The organism is Rhodococcus sp. P1Y (genome assembly GCF_003641205.1).
Lineage (GTDB): Bacteria > Actinomycetota > Actinomycetes > Mycobacteriales > Mycobacteriaceae > Rhodococcoides.
The window spans coordinates 3,469,768-3,488,938 of sequence record NZ_CP032762.1; the positions used below are offsets into that span (position 1 = coordinate 3,469,768).

A 19,171-nucleotide genomic window follows, 5' to 3' on the forward strand; every position below is an offset into this window, starting at 1 on the left:
CGAACCCAGCTTTCTTGGAGCCAGCATCGGTGGTGGTCAACGTCATCATGGACCCGGTTGGCTCAACGGTGGCGAAAATCATCGGATTTCACCCGAAGAGTTACCTGCGTCCTCCGGGTTCAGGAGCTGTGGGGGTGTCAGGCAAGCCAGTCGCGGAAGGTCTGCGTTCCATGGTCGGCGCCGGGACCGGGCACCAGCGTGCCGTCGCGCATCGCCTGTCCGTAGGCGCCGGGAACAGGAAGCTCCAGCACCCAATGCTTACCCGGGAGCGTGGCAGCGTAGTCGCGAACCATGTCCACCATCTGCTCCTCGCACGGGCCGCCGAGATCCGGAACCAACCCTGCGGGCGTGCCTTCGGCAATATCGACCAGACGTTCGGCGACTTCTCTTGCGGCGATCGGCTGTGAGCGCATCTTCGGAACGACGACGAACGGACCGAGCTTGACCTGACCGTATATCTGTCCTGCGAATTCGTGGAACTGAGTCGCGCGTAGGACGGTCCAGGGAATGTCGCCGACTCCGATCGCCTTCTCCTGCGCCACTTTCCCTGCGTAGTACGCGTAGGGGGCTTGGTCGGATCCGACGATCGACAGTGCCACATGGTGCGCCACGCCCGCAGCCTTCTCGGCGGCCAGAAGATTGCGTGTCACCGTCGTGAAGAACTGCGTTGATTCCTTTGCCGACATCGTCTGCTTCGACGCGACGTCGATGACGGCGTCGACTCCGGTGAGCGCGTCGGCAAGGCCCGATCCGGACACGAGATCCACCCCGTTCGACCGAGTGAGCACGACGACATCGTGTCCACTCTCACGGGCGACATCTACGACATGCCTTCCGACGGCACCGGTTCCACCTGCTACTGCGATCTTCATTGCGTTCATGTCCTTACGACGAGACAGCGTGTCGAAATGTAGCGCACAGTGGGAAGCGTCTCAGTGTCCTGCAGTGGCCACCCCCGCAGCGACGCGCAGAAACTCGAGCTTCTCCGCGTCCGAAGAGCCGGCTGCAGCGGTATAGACGACGATCCGAAGATCGGATCCAGGAGCGTTGAGAACGTCGCAGTCCAGAGTGATGTCGCCGACAGTGTCGTGGTGGATCGTCTTGCGGTCGGTGGCGTGCTGGCCCGCCGTTCCGGAGCGCCACAGTGTGTCGAAATACGTATTCTGTGAGCGCAACTCGGAGATCAACGTGGTCAATGGGGCGTCATCGGGGAATCGAACCGCGGCCACACGAAGGTCGGCGACGAGTGCCGTCGCCAGGTGTTCGAGGTTCGCCGTCGATGTGAAGGGCGGGTAGGACACGCGGGCACGGTCGTCGTTGCCGAACATGACGCGCACCAGGTTTCGGTGCCGCGGGTCGATGGCTGCAGGATGACCTTGCAGCGCACTCCACATGGGGTTCCAAGACAGGAGATCCCAGTCCGCCGCGAACACGGCCACCGGGGTGTCCGCAAGCCGGCCGACGAGACGTGCGATGCCGGGGCTCACATGCCGGTCTATGGTTCCCTGCTCGGGTGGCAATAGGCCCGCGCATCGGTACAGGTGATTGCGCTCGGCGCTGTCGAGTTGCAAAGCCCGCGCCAGAGCTGCGGTGATCTGTGCGGACGGCGTCGTCGCACGGCCTTGTTCGAGACGGACGAGGTAGTCGACGGATACACCGGCCAGCTGGGCCAGCTCCTCGCGACGGAGCCCCTGGGTGCGTCTCCTCGGGCCGGTCGGCAAGCCTGCATCGACGGGCGACAGCCTGTCCCGCCATCCACGAAGGACTTCGCCGAGGCCTGATGCCGTGTCGGTCATCGGTCCATCTTCTCCCGAAACGGCTCGGCGCATCCTGGTACTGCTGGTCCTACCGTCTCCCGGGGTTCTGGCTGGAGTGGTGTGCCGGTGGCAGCGTCGTGTCCATGAACACCAGTTCCGCACACACCATCGTCATGACCGGAGCCAGTCAGGGAATCGGTGCGGTAGCCGCGTCGAGGCTGCTCGAAGACGACCCGGACGCGCACCTCGTCTTCGTCGGTCGGCGCCCGGGTCCGGTATCACCTCGGGTCACGTTCATCGACACCGACCTCGCCGACATCGCGGCGACGAGACGAGCCGGGCGTCAAATCTGCGCCCTGCTGCAAGACGGCGTGCTACCGATCCTCGACAGGTTCGTCGGAAACGCGGGTATCCAGCACACCGATGCCCTCACTTCGACGGCCGATGGGCTCGAAGCGACGTTCGCAGTCAACGTCGTGGCAAATAGTCTGTTACTGACGCATCTTCAGTCACAGCTCGCGCCGTCGTCGCGGATCGTAATCACGGTCAGCGACACACATTTCGGGGACCTGCTGCACAATCTCGCGCTCGTTCCGGCGCCTGTGTGGTCTACGCCGGAGGTTCTGGCTCGTCCCGGTGCCTTCGCCGAGCCGGACTCGGCACGTGCTGGCAGAACGGCGTACTCGACCAGCAAACTCGCGGCAATCTATCTCGTTCACGCTTGGGCGCGGGCACTTCCACCCGGTGTCGACATTGTCTCGTTCAACCCAGGTCTCGTCCCAGGAACAGGCCTGACCAGGCACGCTGGTCGAGGAGTGCAACTCGCGATGCGGGCACTCGGCCCGGTACTTGCTCTGACGCCACTCGCGACCACGTCCGCGCAAGCCGGCGCAGCGTTAGCAGATCTCGTCCTCGGCGTCGTGAGTACGAGCACGGGGGACTACGTGGATCGTCGTCGTGTCGTTTCCTCGTCGAGGCAGTCCTACGACTCCGTACGGGAATCCGAGCTCATCGAGTTTCTGAACACATTGTGACAAGTCTCGTTTTCACCTGACCACTGAGATCGAAGTTGTGCACGAATTTCGGGTGAAAGACGTGCACAACTTCGATCTCGACCCAGTGGTCGTGAGTGGAGCCTGCGGTCAGACGTTGGCGACGCCAGGAGCGAGGAATCGCTTGCCGGTCACGGCTTCCGAGGTACCGGTCCGGTCGAGGTACGGGGTGATGCCGCCGTTCCAGAAGCCGAAGCCGCCACCGAGGAGCAGGCACAGGTCGATGTCCTCTGCCGCGGCGACGACGCCTTCGTCGAGCATGATGTTGATCTCGTCGGCGAACGCGCGTCGGGTTCGGTCAAGGACCTGCTCTGCGGTCGATGGCGAATCACCCTGCGGCCACAGCGCGGCGACCTCGGGATCCACGATCTGACCCTCGGGGCCGTAAGTCCAGACTCCTGGCTTCTTCGCATCGACGAGCGCTCGGAAACCGGGGGAGTCCTTGAAGCGTTCGGGGTACGCCTCGGCGAGGGTCTCCGCGGTGTGCAATGCGACGGCCGGTCCGACGAGGGCGAGCAGCGTGAGCGGACTCATCGGCATGCCGAGTTCGGCTACGGCGCCGTCGGCTACGTCGAAGGGTGTGCCCTCGTCGATGGCGCTGATGATCTCGCCCGATGCGCGCGTCACGAGCCGGTTGAACACGAAGCCCGGGAGGTCCGCGGACAGAACTGCGGACTTACGCAGCGTCTTGGCGGTCGCGAAAGCCGTTGCCAGAGTGGCATCGTCGGTCTTCTCGCCCTTGACGACCTCCAGCAGAGGAAGCACCGCAACGGGATTGAAGAAGTGGAACCCGACGACACGCTCGGGATGCTTCAGGTCCGCTGCCATCTTGGTGATCGACAGCGAGGAGGTGTTGGTGGCGAGAATGGTCTCGGCAGAGACGAACTCTTCTACCTCGGCGAACACCTTCTTCTTGACGTCGAGGTTCTCGAACACTGCCTCGATGACGAAGTCGGTCTTCGCGAACGCAGCCTTGTCGATCGAGCCCGAAACGAGGGCCTTGAGGCGGTTGGCGGCGTCGGGCGACAGTCGCTTCTTGCCGAGCAGCTTGTCGATCTCGCTGTGTACGTACCCGACGCCCTTGTCGATGCGCTCCTGGTCGATGTCGGTGAGGATCACCGGCACCTTGAGCTGGCGAACGAACAGCAATGCCAGCTGGCTGGCCATGAGGCCTGCACCCACGATGCCGACGCCGGAGATCTTGCGCGCCAACGACTTGTCCGGTGCGCCTGCAGGACGCTTCGCGCGTTTCTGGACCAGATCGAATGCGTAGAGGCCGGCGCGGAGCTCGTCGCGGACGAGTAAGGACGAGAGAGCCTCGTCCTCGGCTGCGAACGCCTTGTCGAGCGACGCGGAGTCGGTGATGTCGGTCGACTTGGCAAGTTCCAGCAATTCGACGGCAGCAACGGGGCCAGGCGCAAAGTTGCCGGTCTTGCCGGCCACGATGCCCTTGGCGCGTGCGATGGCGTCGTCCCACGCCTGTCCGCGGTCGATTTCCGGGCGAGCCGGAGTGATCTCTCCCTTGATCACCTGTGCAGCCCAGGCGAGCGATTGCTCGATGAAGTCTGCTCCGCCGAAGACGGCGTCGGCGATACCGAGGTCGAGTGCCTGCTGCGGCTTGAGGGTGCGGTTCTGGTTGAGCGAGTTCTCGATGACGACCGTCACGGCGTTGGATGCGCCGATGATGTTGGGCAGCAACTGAGTCCCGCCCCATCCGGGAACGAGACCGAGAAACGCCTCGGGCAACCCGAGAGCAGCCGCGTTGTCGGCGACGGTGCGGTAGTGCGAGTGCAGGCCGACTTCGAGGCCGCCGCCGAGGGCAGCGCCGTTGATGAAGGCGAACGTCGGAATCTCGGACTCACGCAGGCGTCGGAACACCTTGTGGCCGAGCTGCCCGATCTGTAGTGCCTCGTCCTTGGTCTTGATGTTCGGCACACCATTGAGGTCCGCACCGACCGCGAAGATGAACGGTTTGCCGGTGACTGCAATCGCAACCGGGTTCGCGGCGAACGCTTCGTCGAGGGCGGCGTCGAACTGCGTGAGTCCACCGGGACCGAAGGTCGACGGCTTGGTGTGGTCGTAACCGTTGTCCAGCGTCACCAGAGCGATCGAGCCCTCGAGACCGGGAACAGAGATAATCTTGGTGAACGCGTTGGTGACTACTTCGTCCGTGAACGCTGTTGTGATGTCACTCATTTGGCTGCTCCCGAGTAGTCGGAGTGGTTCGGGTTCTCCCAGATGACAGTGCCGCCCATGCCGAGACCGATGCACATGGTCGTCAGGCCGTAGCGGACGTCGGGCTGCTGTGCGAACTGACGGCTCAGCTGCGTCATCAAGCGAACGCCGGAGGACGCGAGTGGGTGGCCACACGCGATGGCGCCGCCCCACTGGTTGACGCGGGGGTCGTCGTCGGCGATTCCGTAATGCTCGAGGAACGCGAGCACCTGGACGGCAAACGCTTCGTTGATTTCGAACAGACCGATGTCGGAGATGCTCAATCCGGTTCGGCCGAGGAGCTTTTCGGTGGCGGGAACGGGTCCGATGCCCATGACGGCGGGATCCACACCTGCGAACGAGAAGCCGACCATGCGCATGCCGATGTTCAAGCCGAGTTCAAGGGCGGTGTCCTCGCCGGCAAGTATCGCCGCGGTGGCACCGTCGTTGAGGCCTGCAGCGTTGCCCGCGGTGACGCGTCCTGCGGGGCGGAACGGAGTTTTGAGCTTCGCGAGATCTTCGAGCGAGGTTCCGGGACGAGGAGGTTCGTCCTCGGTGGCCAGACCCCAGCCAGCAGCGGACTTCGTCGCGACGGGAACGAGAGTGTCGGCGATGTAGCCGGCCTTCTTGGCAGCGTCGTACTTGTTCTGACTGGCGACGGCGTAGGCGTCGGTGCGGTCCTTGGTGATCGACGGGAACCGGTCGTGCAGGTTTTCTGCGGTGTTACCCATGACGAGCGCGCTCGGGTCGACGAGCTTGTCGGCGAGAAAGCGCGGGTTGGGGTCGACGCCTTCACCCATCGGGTGGCGGCCCATGTGTTCGACACCGCCTGCGATGACCACGTCGTACTGGCCGAAGCCGATGCCGGAACCGGTGGTGGTGACCGAAGTCATCGCGCCTGCGCACATGCGGTCGATGGCGAAGCCGGGCACGCTGCGCGGCAGCCCTGCCAGAAGGGCCGATGTGCGGCCGATGGTGAGGCCCTGATCACCGGTCTGCGTAGTCGCGGCGATCGCGACCTCGTCGATCCGTTCGGGTGGGAGGTTGGGGTTCTTGCGAAGTAGTTCCCGGATGGCTTTGACGACGAGATCGTCGGCGCGGGTGTCGGCATAGATCCCCTTGGGGCCTGCCTTGCCGAACGGAGTGCGGATGCCGTCGACGAACACGACATTGCGCTGTGAGCTGGTGGACGCGGGTACAGACACGCTTCGATCCTCCCGAGCAGATGCGGATACAGGCCCGGCCGACGCCGGGCTCGTGTCCACTGTAGCCGGTATTACTCGCCGGTAACTTGGCGAGGGGTCAGAGCATCGGCCAGGACGGGCACGACCAGTTCACGTTGCCAGTCGCGAGCTCGCCCCGCGACCAGTTCGGCGTCGATCGCGGCGTGCGTGTCGCCGTCGCCAGTGGTCGACCAGTCCCACACCAGCCGCCGCAGGACATCGGGCATGAGCAGGTTCTCGACCGGAACGGATACCTTCTCGCTCAGCTCGGTCATGGCTGCTCGCACCAGACCGAGGCGCTCGGCAGCCTCGGGATCACGGCGCGCCCACCGATTCACCGGCGGCGGACCGTCGAAGGGCGCCGACTTGGGTGGAAGATCGGATGCGGGGAGTGTGCGGGCCCTCCCCAGAGCGGCGAGCCACACCCCGGTCGAACGACGCTGGCGCGGACCCCCGAAGACGGGCAGAGCTCGGAGCTCACCTTCGCTCTTCGGGTCAGCCGATGCCGCAGCGACAATGGCTGAGTCCGGCAACACTCGGCTCGGCGCTATATCGCGGCGCTGCGCGAGTTCGTCTCGTGCGTGCCACAATTCGCGCACGGCGCCGAGAACACGCTGCGAGGTGACCGCGTGAATCCCCGAGGTTCGACGCCACCTGTCGGTCTTGGGTTTCGGGGGACCGAGGGTCAGGATGTGCGCGAACTCCTGCGCCGCCCACTCGGTCTTGCCCTGGCTCTCCAGTTCGGCGGCCATGGCGTCGCGTAGTTCGAGGAGAACTTCGACGTCGAGGGCTGCGTAGTTCAGCCACGTGTCGGGCAGCGGCCGCGTCGACCAGTCTGCCGCGCCGTGGCCCTTCTGCAGCGACAGTCCGAGCGTGCGCTCGACGATCGCTCCGAGACCGACGCGCTCGAACCCCGCGAGCCGTCCGGCCAGTTCGGTGTCGTACAGCGTCTGCGGGACCAGACCGAGTTCGGCCAACCCCGGGAGATCTTGGTCAGCGGAATGCAGAACCCATTCGAGTGGATTGATGACCGCCGCAAGCGGACCGAGGTGGTCGGTGACCGGAATCGGGTCGAGCAACACGGTGCCTGCTCCGCGCCGACGGAATTGCAGAAGGTAGGCGCGCTGGGAGTATCGGAACCCCGAAGCACGTTCGGCGTCGACTGCCAGCGGACCGTTGCCGGACGCCAGAAGCGCTGCAGCAGCTACGACTCCTTCGGGGGTCTCGACCACCGCGGGTACACCGTCGGCCGGTGCCAACAGCGGAACTACCGGGGGCGCGGAGTCTCCGGTATTCGCGGAGTCCTCGGCACTGGTGGAGTCGACTGCCGCCGAGGGCTCATCTGCTACCGAGGGCTCACCGGAACTGGTCGTTGACATGAGAGGTGACTCTAAGCCCTCGCGTACCTGCTGCGCGCGAACTACGTCCGGTTGCTCTCTCGTCCGCGAAGGTCGGTGATCCCGGCGGGAGGCAACCCGGCAGCGTAGGCGAGTACCTCACAGAACGCCTCGACGTGCGACGCCAACTCGATCGACCCTGCCGTCCACGACGCGCGTAGTTCCAGCTGATGTGCTTTCGGTGGGCCGGCGATGTCGCCGTACCGGACCGAACTCGTCGACGTCACCGTCCCGCCGAGTGCAGTCAGCGGTTCGGAGCGGCTTTCGAGAGCGTCGACCAGCCAACTCCAGCCGACCTCGGGAAGGAGCGGGTCCGATGCAAGTGATTCGTCGACGTCGGCTTGGATGTAGGCAACCAGACGCATGGTTCCGTTCCAGGCTTCGTCGCCGTCCGGGTCGTACAGAAGGATCAGGCGTCCGAATGCGTCGCCGTCGGACGCCTCGTCGACATCCTCCCCGCTCGGATGCTGGACTTCCGCGCCGATCGCGTAGCTGAACGGGGCCAGACGCTGCGGCGGCCTGATGGGCCCGATCTCGATGGCTGGGTGCACGACGGCCCGGTGCATAGCCTCGACGGCCGATCGAAACGGCGCAGGCTCGGCAGAGGATCCGGGTGTGGTCACGACATCGGACGTTAGACTTCTCACGTTCGGGTTCGTCGGAGGCGCGCCGAGTCGATACCAAGCTGCGCCCGGTAGACCCGCAAGGTGTCCGGACCTGCGTAGAAGCCCCGTCGGCTGCGCGTGGCAGCATGGACGGTGATGAACACCGATTCGCGTTCCCCCCGTCGCCATCTTCCCGACGCGCCGCTGCTAGCCGCTGTTGCCGGCCGGGCGCCCTCGCATCGTCCGGTGTGGTTCATGCGGCAGGCCGGACGGTCGTTGCCCGAATACCGCAAGATTCGGGCCGGCATCGGGATGCTCGAATCGTGCTTCGACGCCGAGCTCGTCACCGAGATCACGCTTCAACCGGTTCGACGGCACGGGGTCGATGCCGCAATCCTTTTCTCCGACATCGTCGTGCCGCTCAAGGCCGCCGGTATCGACCTCGACATCGTGGCCGGTACCGGTCCGGTCGTGGCGAACCCAGTTCGCTCGGCCGCCGATGTTGCTGGACTGCCGAGGCTCGATCCCGAACAGGTCGCACCGGTAGCCGACGCCGTCGGGATGCTCACCGAGCAACTGGGTGATACGGCACTGATCGGATTCGCCGGCGCGCCGTTCACCCTTGCGTCCTACCTGGTCGAGGGTGGACCGAGCAAGAACCACGAAAAGACGAAGGCTCTGATGCGGTCGGATCCGAAGACGTGGCACGCGCTGCTCGATACGTTGGCGGACACCACCATCACCTTCCTCCAGGCTCAACTCGCCGCAGGTATCGACGCGCTTCAGCTGTTCGACTCGTGGGCAGGTGCACTGTCGCTGGCCGATTACCGCGAATTCGTACTTCCGCACTCGAAGAAGGTGCTGGACGCCGTCTCCTCGGCCGGAGTCCCAAAGATTCATTTCGGTGTCGGAACCGGTGAATTGCTCGGCGCGATGGGCGAGGCCGGTGCCGACGTGGTGGGCGTCGACTGGCGGATCCCGCTCGATGTCGCCGCTGCGCGAGTAGGACCAGGAAAAGCCCTGCAGGGCAACCTCGATCCGGCAGTCCTGTTCGCGGGCTGGGACGCGGTGGACAGCGAGGTCCGACGCATCGTGGCCGAGGCGGACCGCGCTGTCGGCGCCGGAGCGGTCGGACACGTCTTCAATCTCGGACACGGAGTGCTTCCCGACACCGACCCGGATGTGCTGTCGCGGGTCGTGGAGTTGGTGCACTCACTGTGACCGCCGGAGCGCCCCGAGTAGCGGTCGTCGGCGGCGGAATCACCGGTCTCGTCGCGGCCTACCGGGTACGCACAGCGCTCGGTCCGGACGCACAGATCACGATCGTCGAGGCTTCGGATCGCCTCGGCGGCACTCTGCGCACAGTTGACATAGCGGGTGGCCCACTCGACGTGGGAGCCGAAGCCTTCATCGGTCGCAGACCCGAAGTGCCGGAGCTGATGGCGGAGCTCGGAATAACTGACCAGCTCGTACACCCAGCAGGCAAGCGGCCGTCGATCTACTCCGGCGGCGAACTGCACCCGATGCCGGCCGGAACGTTGATGGGCATTCCGGCCACGGCGTCGTCGATGCGCGGGCTGGTCGAAGAGTCGACACTGCGACGGATCGAGGACGACGCCACATCGGCGTTCAAATGGACGCCGGGTAGCGATGTCAGCGTTGCCGAACTCGTCGGTGGTCGATTCGGCGAGCAAGTTCTGCGGCGCTCGGTGGATCCTCTGCTCGGGGGCGTGTACTCGGGACTGTCGGATTCGATCGGAGTACGCGCGGCGCTCCCGACGCTGGCCGCAGCACTGGACTCCGGCGCGCCGAACCTGTCGGCGGCGGTCGCCGCGGCACTGCCGACCCCCAGCGCAGGCCCCGTCTTCGGTGCGTTGCGTGGTGGCTACTCCGCGCTGGTCGACGCCCTGATCGCTGCCACCGACTCGATCACCGTTCTCGGTACCCGGGTGTCGTCGTTGATCGGTGAGCGGCGCGGATGGCGTGTCGACCCCGTCGGTCACTTCGATGTCGTCATCCTCGCCGTACCGGCCCCGTCTTTGTCGGCGATTCTGGCCGACACCGTGCCCGACGCCGCGGACGCTGCAGCCGACATCGAACTCGCCTCCTCGGTCGTGGTGGCCATGTCGGTCCCTGGGGATACGGAGCTGCCCGACAACTCAGGTGTGCTCGTCGCGACGGACGCAGGCCTGTCCGCCAAGGCCTTCACCTTCTCCAGCCGAAAGTGGACGCACCTGGCAACGCGTGACACCGTTTTGTTGCGTGCCTCCCTGGGTCGATTCGGCGACGACGGCCCGCTCGACCTGACCGACGAACAACTGGTGGAATCGGCTGTACGCGATCTCGCTACCGTCACCGGGCTCGAGATTCGTCCGAACTCGACCGTCGTGCAGCGCTGGCGCGGAGGCTTGCCGCAGTACGCGCCGGGTCACCTCGACAGGGTTGCCGATATCGAGGCAGCGGTCCGCGATGTTCCAGGGTTGGCTGTAGCGGGCGCGTGGAGCCACGGCGTCGGAGTGCCCGCGTGTGTCGCGTCGGCCACCAGGGCGGCCGCTCACGTGTGCGAGGTGGCACGATAGGGGCCATGGCACGCCTCGACTACTCAGCGCTCAATTCGACCCTCCGTTACCTGATGTTCTCGGTGTACAAGGTCACCCCAGGTGTTCTCGGCGACGATCGCGCCGAGGCAGCCAAAGAAGCTCGCGCGTTCTTCGAAAGCCAGGAGGAGAAGGGCGTTGCCGTTCGCGGGGTCTACGACGTCGCGGGTATGCGCGCCGACGCCGACTTCATGGTGTGGACGCACGCCGAGCGCATCGAGGACCTGCAGGCGACCTACTCCGATTTCCGCCGAACCACCGCACTCGGCAAGGCCAGCACACCGGTGTGGAGCAATTCCGCCCTGCACCGACCCGCCGAGTTCAACAAGAGCCACGTGCCTGCGTTCATTGCAGGCGAAGAGCCCGGTGCATACATCTGCGTGTACCCCTTCGTGCGTTCGATCGACTGGTACCTGCTTCCCGAGGAAGAGCGTCGCACGATGCTCGCCGATCACGGCAAGGCTGCGCGCGGATACAAGGACGTCCGCGCCAACACCGTGCCCTCGTTCGCGCTCGGTGACTACGAGTGGATTCTGGCGTTCGAAGCCCCCGAACTCGACCGCATCGTCGATCTGATGCGCGACCTGCGTGCGACCGAGGCTCGGCGTCACGTTCGCGAGGAGACCCCGTTCTTCACCGGGCCTCGCGTCGATGTAGAAGCGCTCGTCACCGCGCTGCCATGATCGACGCCGTCATCTTCGATTTTTCCGGCACGTTGTTCCGTCTCGACGAGGACGATTCGTGGTTCGACGGAGTCACCCACTCCGACGGCACGCCGGTGGACGGCCATCACGCAGCCGAGCTGATGCGGCGTATGACGGCGCCGGTCGGGGAGGTCGTGGAGTTCGACGACGTCACCCGACACGCGTGGCGCAACCGCGACCTCGACCCGGCACTGCATCGGCAGGCATACCTGCACGTGCTGCGCGAGTCGGGTGTCGATGACCCCAATCAGGCAGAATCGGTCTACGGCCGCGTCATCGACACGAAAAGTTGGACTCCGTACCCCGATACGGCCGAGGTCCTGAAGACGCTCGCGGCCAAGTCGATTCCAGTCTCGGTTCTGAGCAACATCCCGTTCGACATCAGGCCGGCGTTCGCCGATCTCGGTGTCGCCGAGCACGTCGCCGAGTTCGTGCTGTCCTTCGAGGTCGGTGTCGTCAAACCGGATCCAGAGATCTTCCGGCATGCAGTCGAGAGGCTCGGCGTCGATCCCACCCGAACTCTGATGGTCGGCGACAGCGAGGAAGCCGACGGCGCCGCCCGGGCTATCGGTTGCACCTTTGCGCTCGTCGAGCCGATTGCGACTCAGCAGCGGCATACAGCGCTTCTCGACGCGTTGCGCGCAAACGGAGTCGACGTGTGAGCGGTACACAGCACATGGCGCACTGGGGCATGTACCGCGCCACGGCCGTCGACGGAGAAGTGACGGCTGTCGACCCCTACTCGGGCGACGCGCATCCCTCACCCGTATTGGGCAACGTTCCCGGATCGGTGCGTCACCGTTCTCGTGTGGCCGGACCTGCTGTTCGACGTGGTTGGTTGGAGGACGGTCCTGGACCCACCGATCGGCGCGGCAACGACCAATACGTACCCGTGAGCCACGACGAGCTGACCGAACTCCTGGCGGGCGAACTTCGCCGAGTCATCGACCGCTACGGCAACGAGGCAATCTACGGCGGTTCCTACGGGTGGGCGAGCGCGGGCCGGTTCCATCACGCGCAGAGCCAGGTTCACCGCTTTCTCAACTGCCTCGGCGGATACACGCGGTCGGTCAACAGCTACTCGACCGGCGCCACGGGTGTGATCATGCCGCACGTCGTGGGCGCCCACTGGAAGATGTTCTCGCGCTCCACATCCTGGGATGTCATTGCGCGCGCGACCGACCTGCTGGTGGCGTTCGGTGGCGTTCCGGTGAAGAACACCTCGGTCAATCACGGTGGCACATCGAACCATCCGACCCAATCCGCATTGGACGCACTGCGGGCGCGAGGCGGCAAGATCGTCACGATCAGCCCGCTGCGCAACGATATGCACGGTGCCGCGACCTGGCTCGCGCCCATTCCTGGATCCGACGTCGCTGTCATGCTCGGTCTCGCCTACGTCCTCGTCGACGAAAATCTCCACGATCGCGCGTTTCTGGACAAGTACACCGAAGGGTACGACGTTTTCGAACGGTATCTCCTCGGTCGATCCGATGGTGTTCCCAAGACTCCCGCCTGGGCGGCCGAGAAGTCGGGCCTCGAGGCGCAGGACATTGTGGAACTGGCGAGGACGATGGCCTCACGTCGCACCCTGATCACCGTCACCTGGTCGCTGCAACGGGTCAAGAGCGGCGAGCAGGCGCCGTGGATGGGCATCACCCTCGCCTCGATGCTCGGGCAGATCGGCGTTCCCGGTGGGGGATTCGGCCATGGCTACGGTTCGATGAACGAGCCGGGGCTCGGTCCGGTGCCGTATCCGCTGCCGACGCTGCCGCAGGGGCTCAATCCGGTGACCACGCACATCCCGGTCGCTGCGATTGCAGATATGCTCCTCGGTCCCGGTACGGAATTCGATTACAACGGCAATCGCATGGTGTACCCGGACATCAAGCTGGTGCACTGGGCAGGCGGGAATCCGTTTCACCACCATCAGGATCTCGGTCGGCTACGTCGCGCGTTCGGTCGGCCGGACACCATCGTCGTGCACGATCCATACTGGACGCCGATGGCGAAGCACGCCGATATAGTCGTCCCGTCGACCACGTCGCTCGAGCGAAACGACATCAGCTGCACCAGGAACGATCCGTTGCTCGTGGCGATGCAGCAGGCCGTCCCTCGCTATGCCGATTCGCGTGACGACTATGACACCTTCGCGGCGCTGGCCGACAAACTGGGAGTCGCAGACACTTTCACGGAGGGCCGAGACTCGGGGGAGTGGGTGGAACACCTGTACGACCAGTGGCGCGGCTATCTGAAGACCGCTGGTGTGCACACACCGGCGTTCGAGGACTTCTGGATCGCAGGATCGGTGCGTATGGCCACCGAGGACGACCTGACGTTTCTTGCAGACTACCGAGAAGACCCCGTGCGCAATGCACTACGAACTCCGAGCGGAAGAATCGAGATATTCTCCGAGGTTGTCGACGGTTTCGGTTACGAGGACTGTGTCGGGCATCCGGCGTGGTTCGAGCCCGTGGAATGGCTGAGCGGCGAACGGGCAGAGAAGTTCCCGCTGCACCTCATCGCCAACCAGCCACGGACACGGTTGCACAGTCAGCTCGATCACGGCGCCACGAGCCAGGCGTCGAAAGTCCGCGGCCGCGAGCCGATTCGACTGCACTCGGTGGCAGCTGCGGCTCGCGGTGTCGCCGACGGCGACGTGGTGACGGTGTTCAACGATCGCGGCGCATGCCTGGCGGGCGTCGTCGTGGACGACGGAATGCTCGAGAACGTCGTGCAATTGTCCACTGGGGCGTGGTACGACCCGCTTGATCCGTCCGACCCCGGATCGCTGTGCAAGCACGGCAACCCCAACGTCCTGACACCCGACGTGGGTGCGTCCTCGCTGTCGCAAGGCTGCACGGGCCAGCATGTACTCGTGCAGATCGAACGCTACGACGGTGAGCTACCACCGATCACAGCGTTCGATCCGCCGCACTTCGTCGAGCGAAAAGGTCCCTAGAAGACGATTCGGCTGATGATCTCGGCAACCAGCGCGGGCTTGTCCTCGCCTTCGATCTCGAGCGTGCAGGTTGCGACGATTTGCAGTGCGCCGCCGGATGCGGGGTCGACCGAGGTCAACGTGGTTTGAAGCCGCACATGTGACCCGACCTTGACCGGGTTGATGAAGCGAACTTTGTTCGACCCGTAGTTGATTCCGAGCTTGACGTTGTCGATGGTGTAGATCTGCCAGTTCAGCATCGACACGAGCGAGAGACTCAGAAAGCCGTGTGCAATGGGCGCGCCGAACGGGCTTTCTTTCTTCGCCCGTTCGACGTCGACGTGAATCCACTGGTGATCACCTGTTGCGTCGGCGAAGGTGTTCACTCGCTCCTGGGTGATCTGAAGCCAGTCACTGGTTCCGAGGTCCTCGCCCACAGCGGCTTGGAGTTGTTCTGGTGACGTGAAAGTGCGCATGGTCACAGTATGCCTGTACCCGCGGGACGGCTTCAGGCCGGTTTGTGCACCAGTGATATGGAGTTGATGCAGTACCGCTGGTCGGTGGGCGTGGGGTAGCCCTCGCCCTCGAAGACGTGGCCCAGGTGGCTGTGGCAGTTCTTGCAGATGACCTCCACCCGGCGCATTCCGAGCGAGTTGTCCTCGTTCAGGATGACCGCGTCGCTATCCGCCGGATCGAAGAAGGAAGGCCATCCGCAGTGGGATTCGAACTTCTCGGTGCTGCGAAACAGTTCGGCGCCGCAGGCGCGACACTCGTACACGCCCTCGGTCTTGGTGTCGGTGTACTCGCCGACGAACGGGCGTTCGGTGCCGGCCTCACGAAGTACTGCGTACTCCTCGGGCGTCAGCTTCTCGCGCCATTCCGCTTCGGTGAGCGTTACCGCAGGGGCAGGATTCTTGTCGGTAGCTGAACTCATGCCACCACGCTAATACGATCAGGCGGTCTTCGTCGTCTTCCCAGGTAGAGAGTCTTCGAGCAGGTAATCGGGTTCGATTCCCTCGTCCAACCGTCCGTCCGCGCGGGCCGCCAGGTAGCGGCCTACGAGAACACCGAATATGACGATGATCAACAGCGCCCAACCGAACGTCGTCCTCAGGTAGTCCAACGCACGCCCGGGTTCGACCCACCGACCGGACAGCCACCGATCTGCATTCATGAACCCGTAGATCGCAAGCCACGCAGGCCAATTCCGAATGAGCGAGTTCTTCAACACAACAGTCATCAGAAGCGGGAACAGCATCATCGAGTAGTACATCTGGCCGAGCGAGCCCAGCAGCCAATGTGCTGTGAGGATCAAGCCGGACGTGGTCGCGAAGAAAAAGAGGCGATCTTCTCGGCAGTAGCGATAGAGAAGCCAGAGTGACACCACCACCATGACCGCCAGCACTGCGCGAATACCCAGCGTCAGAACCTCGGGCATTCCGTAATAGCGTCCGTTGCCGACCACCGCGCTGTTGAAGTAGTCGCGGGTTTGCAACAGGTAGGGGACGGTGCGGTCGACGAAGTTCATCGGATCCACCGACAGCGGCCACGCGATCGCCATCATGACCACCGGAATTGCGATGGATGTGATGAACACCTTCCACTGCCGTGTCATGAGCGGAAGTAGGAGCAGTGGAGCGAGCATCGGTTTGACGGCGAGAGTCAGCCCCATCGCGACACCGGCGGACAGATCCTTGCGGCTGAGCAGAAATCCGATGAATGCGACCTCGCCGAGCAGTACGAAACCATTGAAGTTGGTGAACACCAGGGTGTTCGTCACCGTCTCGCTCACGAATGCGGCGAGCAGAAGTGCAGGGGCAGCGACCGAATCGAGTCGAAAGCCAAAGATGCGCAGCAAGATGTACAGCGACACCAGAATGGCAATTGTGCTGGCAATGATGAACAACCACCGCGATCGCTCGGGATCGATCACCGCGAGCGGCGAGAGCAGCATCGTTGCGCTCGGTTGGTAGAGGTAATGCGGATCGACGGAATCGAAATTGGCCGTGTACACGGGCTGACGGTTCAAAAATGCCAGTGCCGCACTGTAGACGGGGTTGAAGTCGTTGGTGATGTCGCCGTTGACCGCCTTGATCACGACTCGATGAATGACGGTCATGATGGCGATGGGCCACAGAGCGAACTTGATTACGTCGGCGGTCGTCCGCCCGGTACGCGGTTCGAGGAAGCTAAGTGACACCGGAGAACGGTACCTTGACGGCTTCGCGCCGATCACCGAGCACCCCGGCCGCTACCCGGCGGTAACTCCTACGCTGGGCACACGCTGCCGTCGGCAGGTAACGACGCATCGTCGGCGTAGATGGCAGCAGCCGACTGTGTGCACTGCGATCCGCCGAGCGCCGGATGTCCCGAGCCCTGCCACGTCATGGCAGCGGACTTCGTCCCCGTCGTGGCGATCAAGCCGGTCACACTGGAGAAGCCGCCGTTGCCTACCACCGGGTCGGCGGCCGCACTGAAAAGCAGAACCGGAATCGGTAGTGACGAAGGAAGCGGTGCCGCGGGCGCGGTGGGCCACGACGAGCACGCCAGCGCAGTCAACGCGGCATCGATACCGAAGATCGGGTAGAGCTGCGACCAGGAAGTACTAGCGCCGCGGACCGATTCCGGTGACGGCCAACCCTGGCCGTCGGTGCAGCGGGCAACGAACTGGCCGTCGGTGCCGTATGCACTGGCTGCTCGCGTCGTGAGATCGGTCAGCGCAGCGGTGTTCCCTGAGCGCGCCGCCGACAGAGTCTCGGACAACCGAAGGGCGCGCTGGGACGGATCGCCGGTCGACGACGCCAGAGCGTAGGCGATGCCGTCCAGAAGCGCGTGTGTCGATATCGGCCCGAGTGCGCCGCTCGCCGATCGCGTCAGCAATTCGGACACGGCAGCTCGTGGATCGTCGCCGAGAGTGCAGTCGAGAGCGATGCAACGCTGAGCAAAGGCGGCGAAGGCAGCCTCACGGCCCTGCGTCTTCTGCTCCGCGGCGGCCAGTTGGTCGGCACCGATTCCAGTCGGCGAGTCGAGGACGAGACGCGCAAGCCGGTCCGGATACGCAGCGGCGTACGCAAGAGCCGTCGACGCGCCGTTGCCGGTTCCGATGATCCCGAGAGCGTCGACGCCCCACAGCATGCGGAGTTGCTCCAGGTCGTCGGCAGCGTAGGACGCGGAGAAGGCCAACTCCTGGGGCTGAAGCAAGTCGGTACATTCGATCGTCGCATCTCGACCCGCGGTGACCGCGCGGTCCACGGCGTCGCCGCCCGATCGCTCGAATTGGCCGAGGTCGGCCAGAGCCTTTCGTGCGTCCACCTTGGTGCAGTCGACAGCGGCAGATCTACCGATTCCGCGTCGGTCCACTGCCACGATCGGATGCGAAGCGAGAAGAGTTGTTCCTTGCCCTGCTGCCATGTCGGCAAGGGTTTCGATGGACGGACGGTCGGATCCCGAGGTCAGCACGAGTGGAGCGGCGTCGGCGGGCGTCCGGTCGAGTCTGGCGCGCATGGCGCCGACCGAGAACGACCCGAACATCTCTCCTGACGCGTCTACGGGTGCCTCGAAGTCTGCGCACTCGAGGATCACACCCGGAGTTCGGGGGGTGTAGCCATACCGACCGAGAGTGTCGGCGGTGCAATCGCGCCACGGCAGGTCGGTGACCGGAACCTGCAACGGAGGCACGGCCGGCTCCGCGTCCTGGCCGTCGGTCTCGGCGGGGCGGCCAGGGGAATTCTGCTCGACGGCGACGTCGGGTCGACCCGACGGACCTGCTCCACACGCCGCTGCCGACAGGGACAGGCATACGACGGACACGAGCAGCGATCGTTTCAGCGTCACGGTGCGAGGCTATCTACTTGTGCCCAGCTGCTGCGGCCGACCCGTCCCGGTGTTTGACCCACCTGGTCAGAACAGTGCCGTCGTCGTCGGCCAACACGTGCGCCCGAGTCATTCGGCGGATCGAGGACGACGCCGAGTGGGAGATCCTGCCCGCGGTGCCTGCGACGAAGACCGGGGAAGTCGTGATGCACACGTCGTCCACGGCGTCGTCGGTGAGCAACTGGCCGAAGACGCCGGGTCCGCCTTCGCAGAGGATGCGGTGCAAGCCGAGCGTGTTCAACGACTCCACGATCGACGCGGTCGTGACCGAGTCGCCTGGCGTGGCGACGACGCGTGCGCCCGTCGCCGCCAAGGATCTCCTGGCGTCCTCCGGGGCGGAGGTCGTGGTGAGAACGACGGGCGGAACCACGGTGTCGGTGAAGGCACGAGAAGTCGGGTCCAGATTCGCCGACGCGGTGACGATGACGAGGGGTGCCGTCTCGGACTGACCCCGCTCGGTTCGTCTGGCCACGGTCTCGGCCGGGAAGGTGACGCCGCCGTAATTCTCGGCCCGGACCGTCCCTGCCCCCACGAGAACTGCGTCCGCCAACGACCGAAGAACCGAGAACACCACCTTGTCGGATGGGGTCCCCAGACCAGCGGAAACACCGTCAGCGGTCACTGCACCGTCGATGCTGGCCACGAAGTTGGCCCGGATCCACGGGCGTCTCGGGCGGGGTGGGTATGCGTACAGGCGGGCGAGGTCGGTGTCAGCCAGGGGGCCTTTCCCTACGCGTGACACATCGCTCTCGGATGTGAAGTAGGTCGCAATATCCAGTAGCTGCATAAGGTAGATAACACCACGTCG

17 protein-coding genes are annotated in these 19,171 nt (G+C 64.6%); 6 read left to right on the forward strand and 11 right to left on the reverse strand.

All coding sequences use genetic code 11. The features are described from left to right. Positions 1 to 137: 137 nt before the first annotated feature. A complete protein-coding gene (locus tag D8W71_RS16085) occupies positions 138 to 872 on the reverse strand; it encodes an SDR family oxidoreductase (protein WP_236077460.1) in 735 nt (244 codons plus the stop codon). A 60-nt stretch (positions 873 to 932) separates the two neighbouring features. Continuing rightward, the gene (locus tag D8W71_RS16090; protein ID WP_121114704.1) at positions 933 to 1,796 is read right to left on the reverse strand and encodes a helix-turn-helix transcriptional regulator; all 864 of its coding nucleotides are present in this window, start codon (positions 1,794 to 1,796) and stop codon (positions 933 to 935) included. 104 nt (positions 1,797 to 1,900) lie between these two features. Here D8W71_RS16090 and D8W71_RS16095 point away from each other — a divergent pair, with 104 nt between their 5' ends. After that, on the forward strand, positions 1,901 to 2,791 hold the full coding sequence (locus D8W71_RS16095; RefSeq protein WP_121119341.1) for an SDR family NAD(P)-dependent oxidoreductase: 891 nt from the start codon (positions 1,901 to 1,903) through the stop codon (positions 2,789 to 2,791). Positions 2,792 to 2,899: 108 nt separating this feature from the next. Here the strand turns inward: D8W71_RS16095 and D8W71_RS16100 are convergent, their stop codons facing one another. The 4 genes from D8W71_RS16100 to D8W71_RS16115 form a co-directional block, all read right to left on the reverse strand. Then, a complete protein-coding gene (locus D8W71_RS16100) occupies positions 2,900 to 5,005 on the reverse strand; it encodes a 3-hydroxyacyl-CoA dehydrogenase NAD-binding domain-containing protein (protein ID WP_121114706.1) in 2,106 nt (701 codons plus the stop codon). Further along, the gene (locus tag D8W71_RS16105) at positions 5,002 to 6,228 is read right to left on the reverse strand and encodes a thiolase family protein (RefSeq protein WP_121114708.1); all 1,227 of its coding nucleotides are present in this window, start codon (positions 6,226 to 6,228) and stop codon (positions 5,002 to 5,004) included. Before D8W71_RS16105 ends, D8W71_RS16100 begins: the two co-directional genes overlap by 4 nt. A gap of 71 nt (positions 6,229 to 6,299) precedes the next feature. Then, positions 6,300 to 7,625, reverse strand: coding sequence for an HRDC domain-containing protein (locus D8W71_RS16110; protein ID WP_121114710.1), 1,326 nt, complete (start codon positions 7,623 to 7,625; stop codon positions 6,300 to 6,302). Between the two features lie 41 nt (positions 7,626 to 7,666). Further along, positions 7,667 to 8,266, reverse strand: a complete 600-nt coding sequence (locus D8W71_RS16115) for a DUF3000 domain-containing protein (RefSeq protein ID WP_121114712.1) — start codon at positions 8,264 to 8,266, stop codon at positions 7,667 to 7,669. A 138-nt stretch (positions 8,267 to 8,404) separates the two neighbouring features. On the opposite strand from D8W71_RS16115, the gene hemE reads away from it, so the two are divergent. From hemE to D8W71_RS16140, 5 genes are read left to right on the forward strand one after another with little or no spacing between them, the layout of a single operon-like run. After that, on the forward strand, positions 8,405 to 9,469 hold the full coding sequence (gene hemE, locus D8W71_RS16120) for a uroporphyrinogen decarboxylase (protein WP_121119343.1): 1,065 nt from the start codon (positions 8,405 to 8,407) through the stop codon (positions 9,467 to 9,469). Then, positions 9,466 to 10,827 carry a protoporphyrinogen oxidase gene (locus tag D8W71_RS16125; RefSeq protein ID WP_121114715.1) on the forward strand — a complete coding sequence of 454 codons (1,362 nt, stop codon included), beginning with the start codon at positions 9,466 to 9,468 and terminating at the stop codon, positions 10,825 to 10,827. The genes hemE and D8W71_RS16125 overlap by 4 nt, the downstream gene beginning before the upstream one ends. 5 nt (positions 10,828 to 10,832) lie before the next feature. Further along, complete coding sequence (gene hemQ, locus D8W71_RS16130) at positions 10,833 to 11,528, forward strand: hydrogen peroxide-dependent heme synthase (protein WP_121114717.1); 696 nt, start codon at positions 10,833 to 10,835, stop codon at positions 11,526 to 11,528. Then, complete coding sequence (locus tag D8W71_RS16135; RefSeq protein ID WP_121114719.1) at positions 11,525 to 12,211, forward strand: HAD family hydrolase; 687 nt, start codon at positions 11,525 to 11,527, stop codon at positions 12,209 to 12,211. Before hemQ ends, D8W71_RS16135 begins: the two co-directional genes overlap by 4 nt. 14 nt (positions 12,212 to 12,225) lie before the next feature. Next, positions 12,226 to 14,511, forward strand: coding sequence for a molybdopterin-dependent oxidoreductase (locus D8W71_RS16140; RefSeq protein WP_161965509.1), 2,286 nt, complete (start codon positions 12,226 to 12,228; stop codon positions 14,509 to 14,511). Here D8W71_RS16140 and D8W71_RS16145 read toward each other — a convergent pair. The 5 genes from D8W71_RS16145 to D8W71_RS16165 all read right to left on the reverse strand — a co-directional run bounded on the left by D8W71_RS16145 (position 14,508) and on the right by D8W71_RS16165 (position 19,150). Next, positions 14,508 to 14,966, reverse strand: coding sequence for a MaoC family dehydratase (locus D8W71_RS16145; protein ID WP_121114721.1), 459 nt, complete (start codon positions 14,964 to 14,966; stop codon positions 14,508 to 14,510). The two genes, D8W71_RS16140 and D8W71_RS16145, sit on opposite strands and share 4 nt — an antisense overlap. Before the next feature lie 32 nt (positions 14,967 to 14,998). Beyond that, the gene (gene msrB, locus D8W71_RS16150; RefSeq protein WP_121114723.1) at positions 14,999 to 15,424 is read right to left on the reverse strand and encodes a peptide-methionine (R)-S-oxide reductase MsrB; all 426 of its coding nucleotides are present in this window, start codon (positions 15,422 to 15,424) and stop codon (positions 14,999 to 15,001) included. An 18-nt stretch (positions 15,425 to 15,442) separates the two neighbouring features. Further along, a complete protein-coding gene (locus D8W71_RS16155; RefSeq protein WP_121114725.1) occupies positions 15,443 to 16,690 on the reverse strand; it encodes a glycosyltransferase family 87 protein in 1,248 nt (415 codons plus the stop codon). Between the two features lie 68 nt (positions 16,691 to 16,758). Beyond that, entirely contained in the window at positions 16,759 to 18,324 is a 1,566-nt protein-coding gene (locus tag D8W71_RS16160; RefSeq protein ID WP_121114727.1) for an alpha/beta fold hydrolase, read from the reverse strand. A 13-nt stretch (positions 18,325 to 18,337) separates the two neighbouring features. Continuing rightward, the gene (locus D8W71_RS16165) at positions 18,338 to 19,150 is read right to left on the reverse strand and encodes a pyrimidine reductase family protein (protein WP_121114729.1); all 813 of its coding nucleotides are present in this window, start codon (positions 19,148 to 19,150) and stop codon (positions 18,338 to 18,340) included. Positions 19,151 to 19,171: the final 21 nt, after the last annotated feature.

What these genes read in the sequence shown, in the direction of transcription:
- D8W71_RS16085 (WP_236077460.1), bottom strand. Translation starts at nt 872, where the DNA reads ATGAAGATCGCAGTAGCAGGTGGAACCGGTGCCGTCGGAAGGCATGTC.
- D8W71_RS16090 (WP_121114704.1), bottom strand. Translation starts at nt 1,796, where the DNA reads ATGACCGACACGGCATCAGGCCTCGGCGAAGTCCTTCGTGGATGGCGG.
- D8W71_RS16095 (WP_121119341.1), top strand. Translation starts at nt 1,901, where the DNA reads ATGAACACCAGTTCCGCACACACCATCGTCATGACCGGAGCCAGTCAG.
- D8W71_RS16100 (WP_121114706.1), bottom strand. Translation starts at nt 5,005, where the DNA reads ATGAGTGACATCACAACAGCGTTCACGGACGAAGTAGTCACCAACGCG.
- D8W71_RS16110 (WP_121114710.1), bottom strand. Translation starts at nt 7,625, where the DNA reads ATGTCAACGACCAGTTCCGGTGAGCCCTCGGTAGCAGATGAGCCCTCG.
- hemE (WP_121119343.1), top strand. Translation starts at nt 8,405, where the DNA reads ATGAACACCGATTCGCGTTCCCCCCGTCGCCATCTTCCCGACGCGCCG.
- hemQ (WP_121114717.1), top strand. Translation starts at nt 10,833, where the DNA reads ATGGCACGCCTCGACTACTCAGCGCTCAATTCGACCCTCCGTTACCTG.
- D8W71_RS16135 (WP_121114719.1), top strand. Translation starts at nt 11,525, where the DNA reads ATGATCGACGCCGTCATCTTCGATTTTTCCGGCACGTTGTTCCGTCTC.
- D8W71_RS16140 (WP_161965509.1), top strand. Translation starts at nt 12,226, where the DNA reads ATGGCGCACTGGGGCATGTACCGCGCCACGGCCGTCGACGGAGAAGTG.
- D8W71_RS16145 (WP_121114721.1), bottom strand. Translation starts at nt 14,966, where the DNA reads ATGCGCACTTTCACGTCACCAGAACAACTCCAAGCCGCTGTGGGCGAG.
- msrB (WP_121114723.1), bottom strand. Translation starts at nt 15,424, where the DNA reads ATGAGTTCAGCTACCGACAAGAATCCTGCCCCTGCGGTAACGCTCACC.
- D8W71_RS16165 (WP_121114729.1), bottom strand. Translation starts at nt 19,150, where the DNA reads ATGCAGCTACTGGATATTGCGACCTACTTCACATCCGAGAGCGATGTG.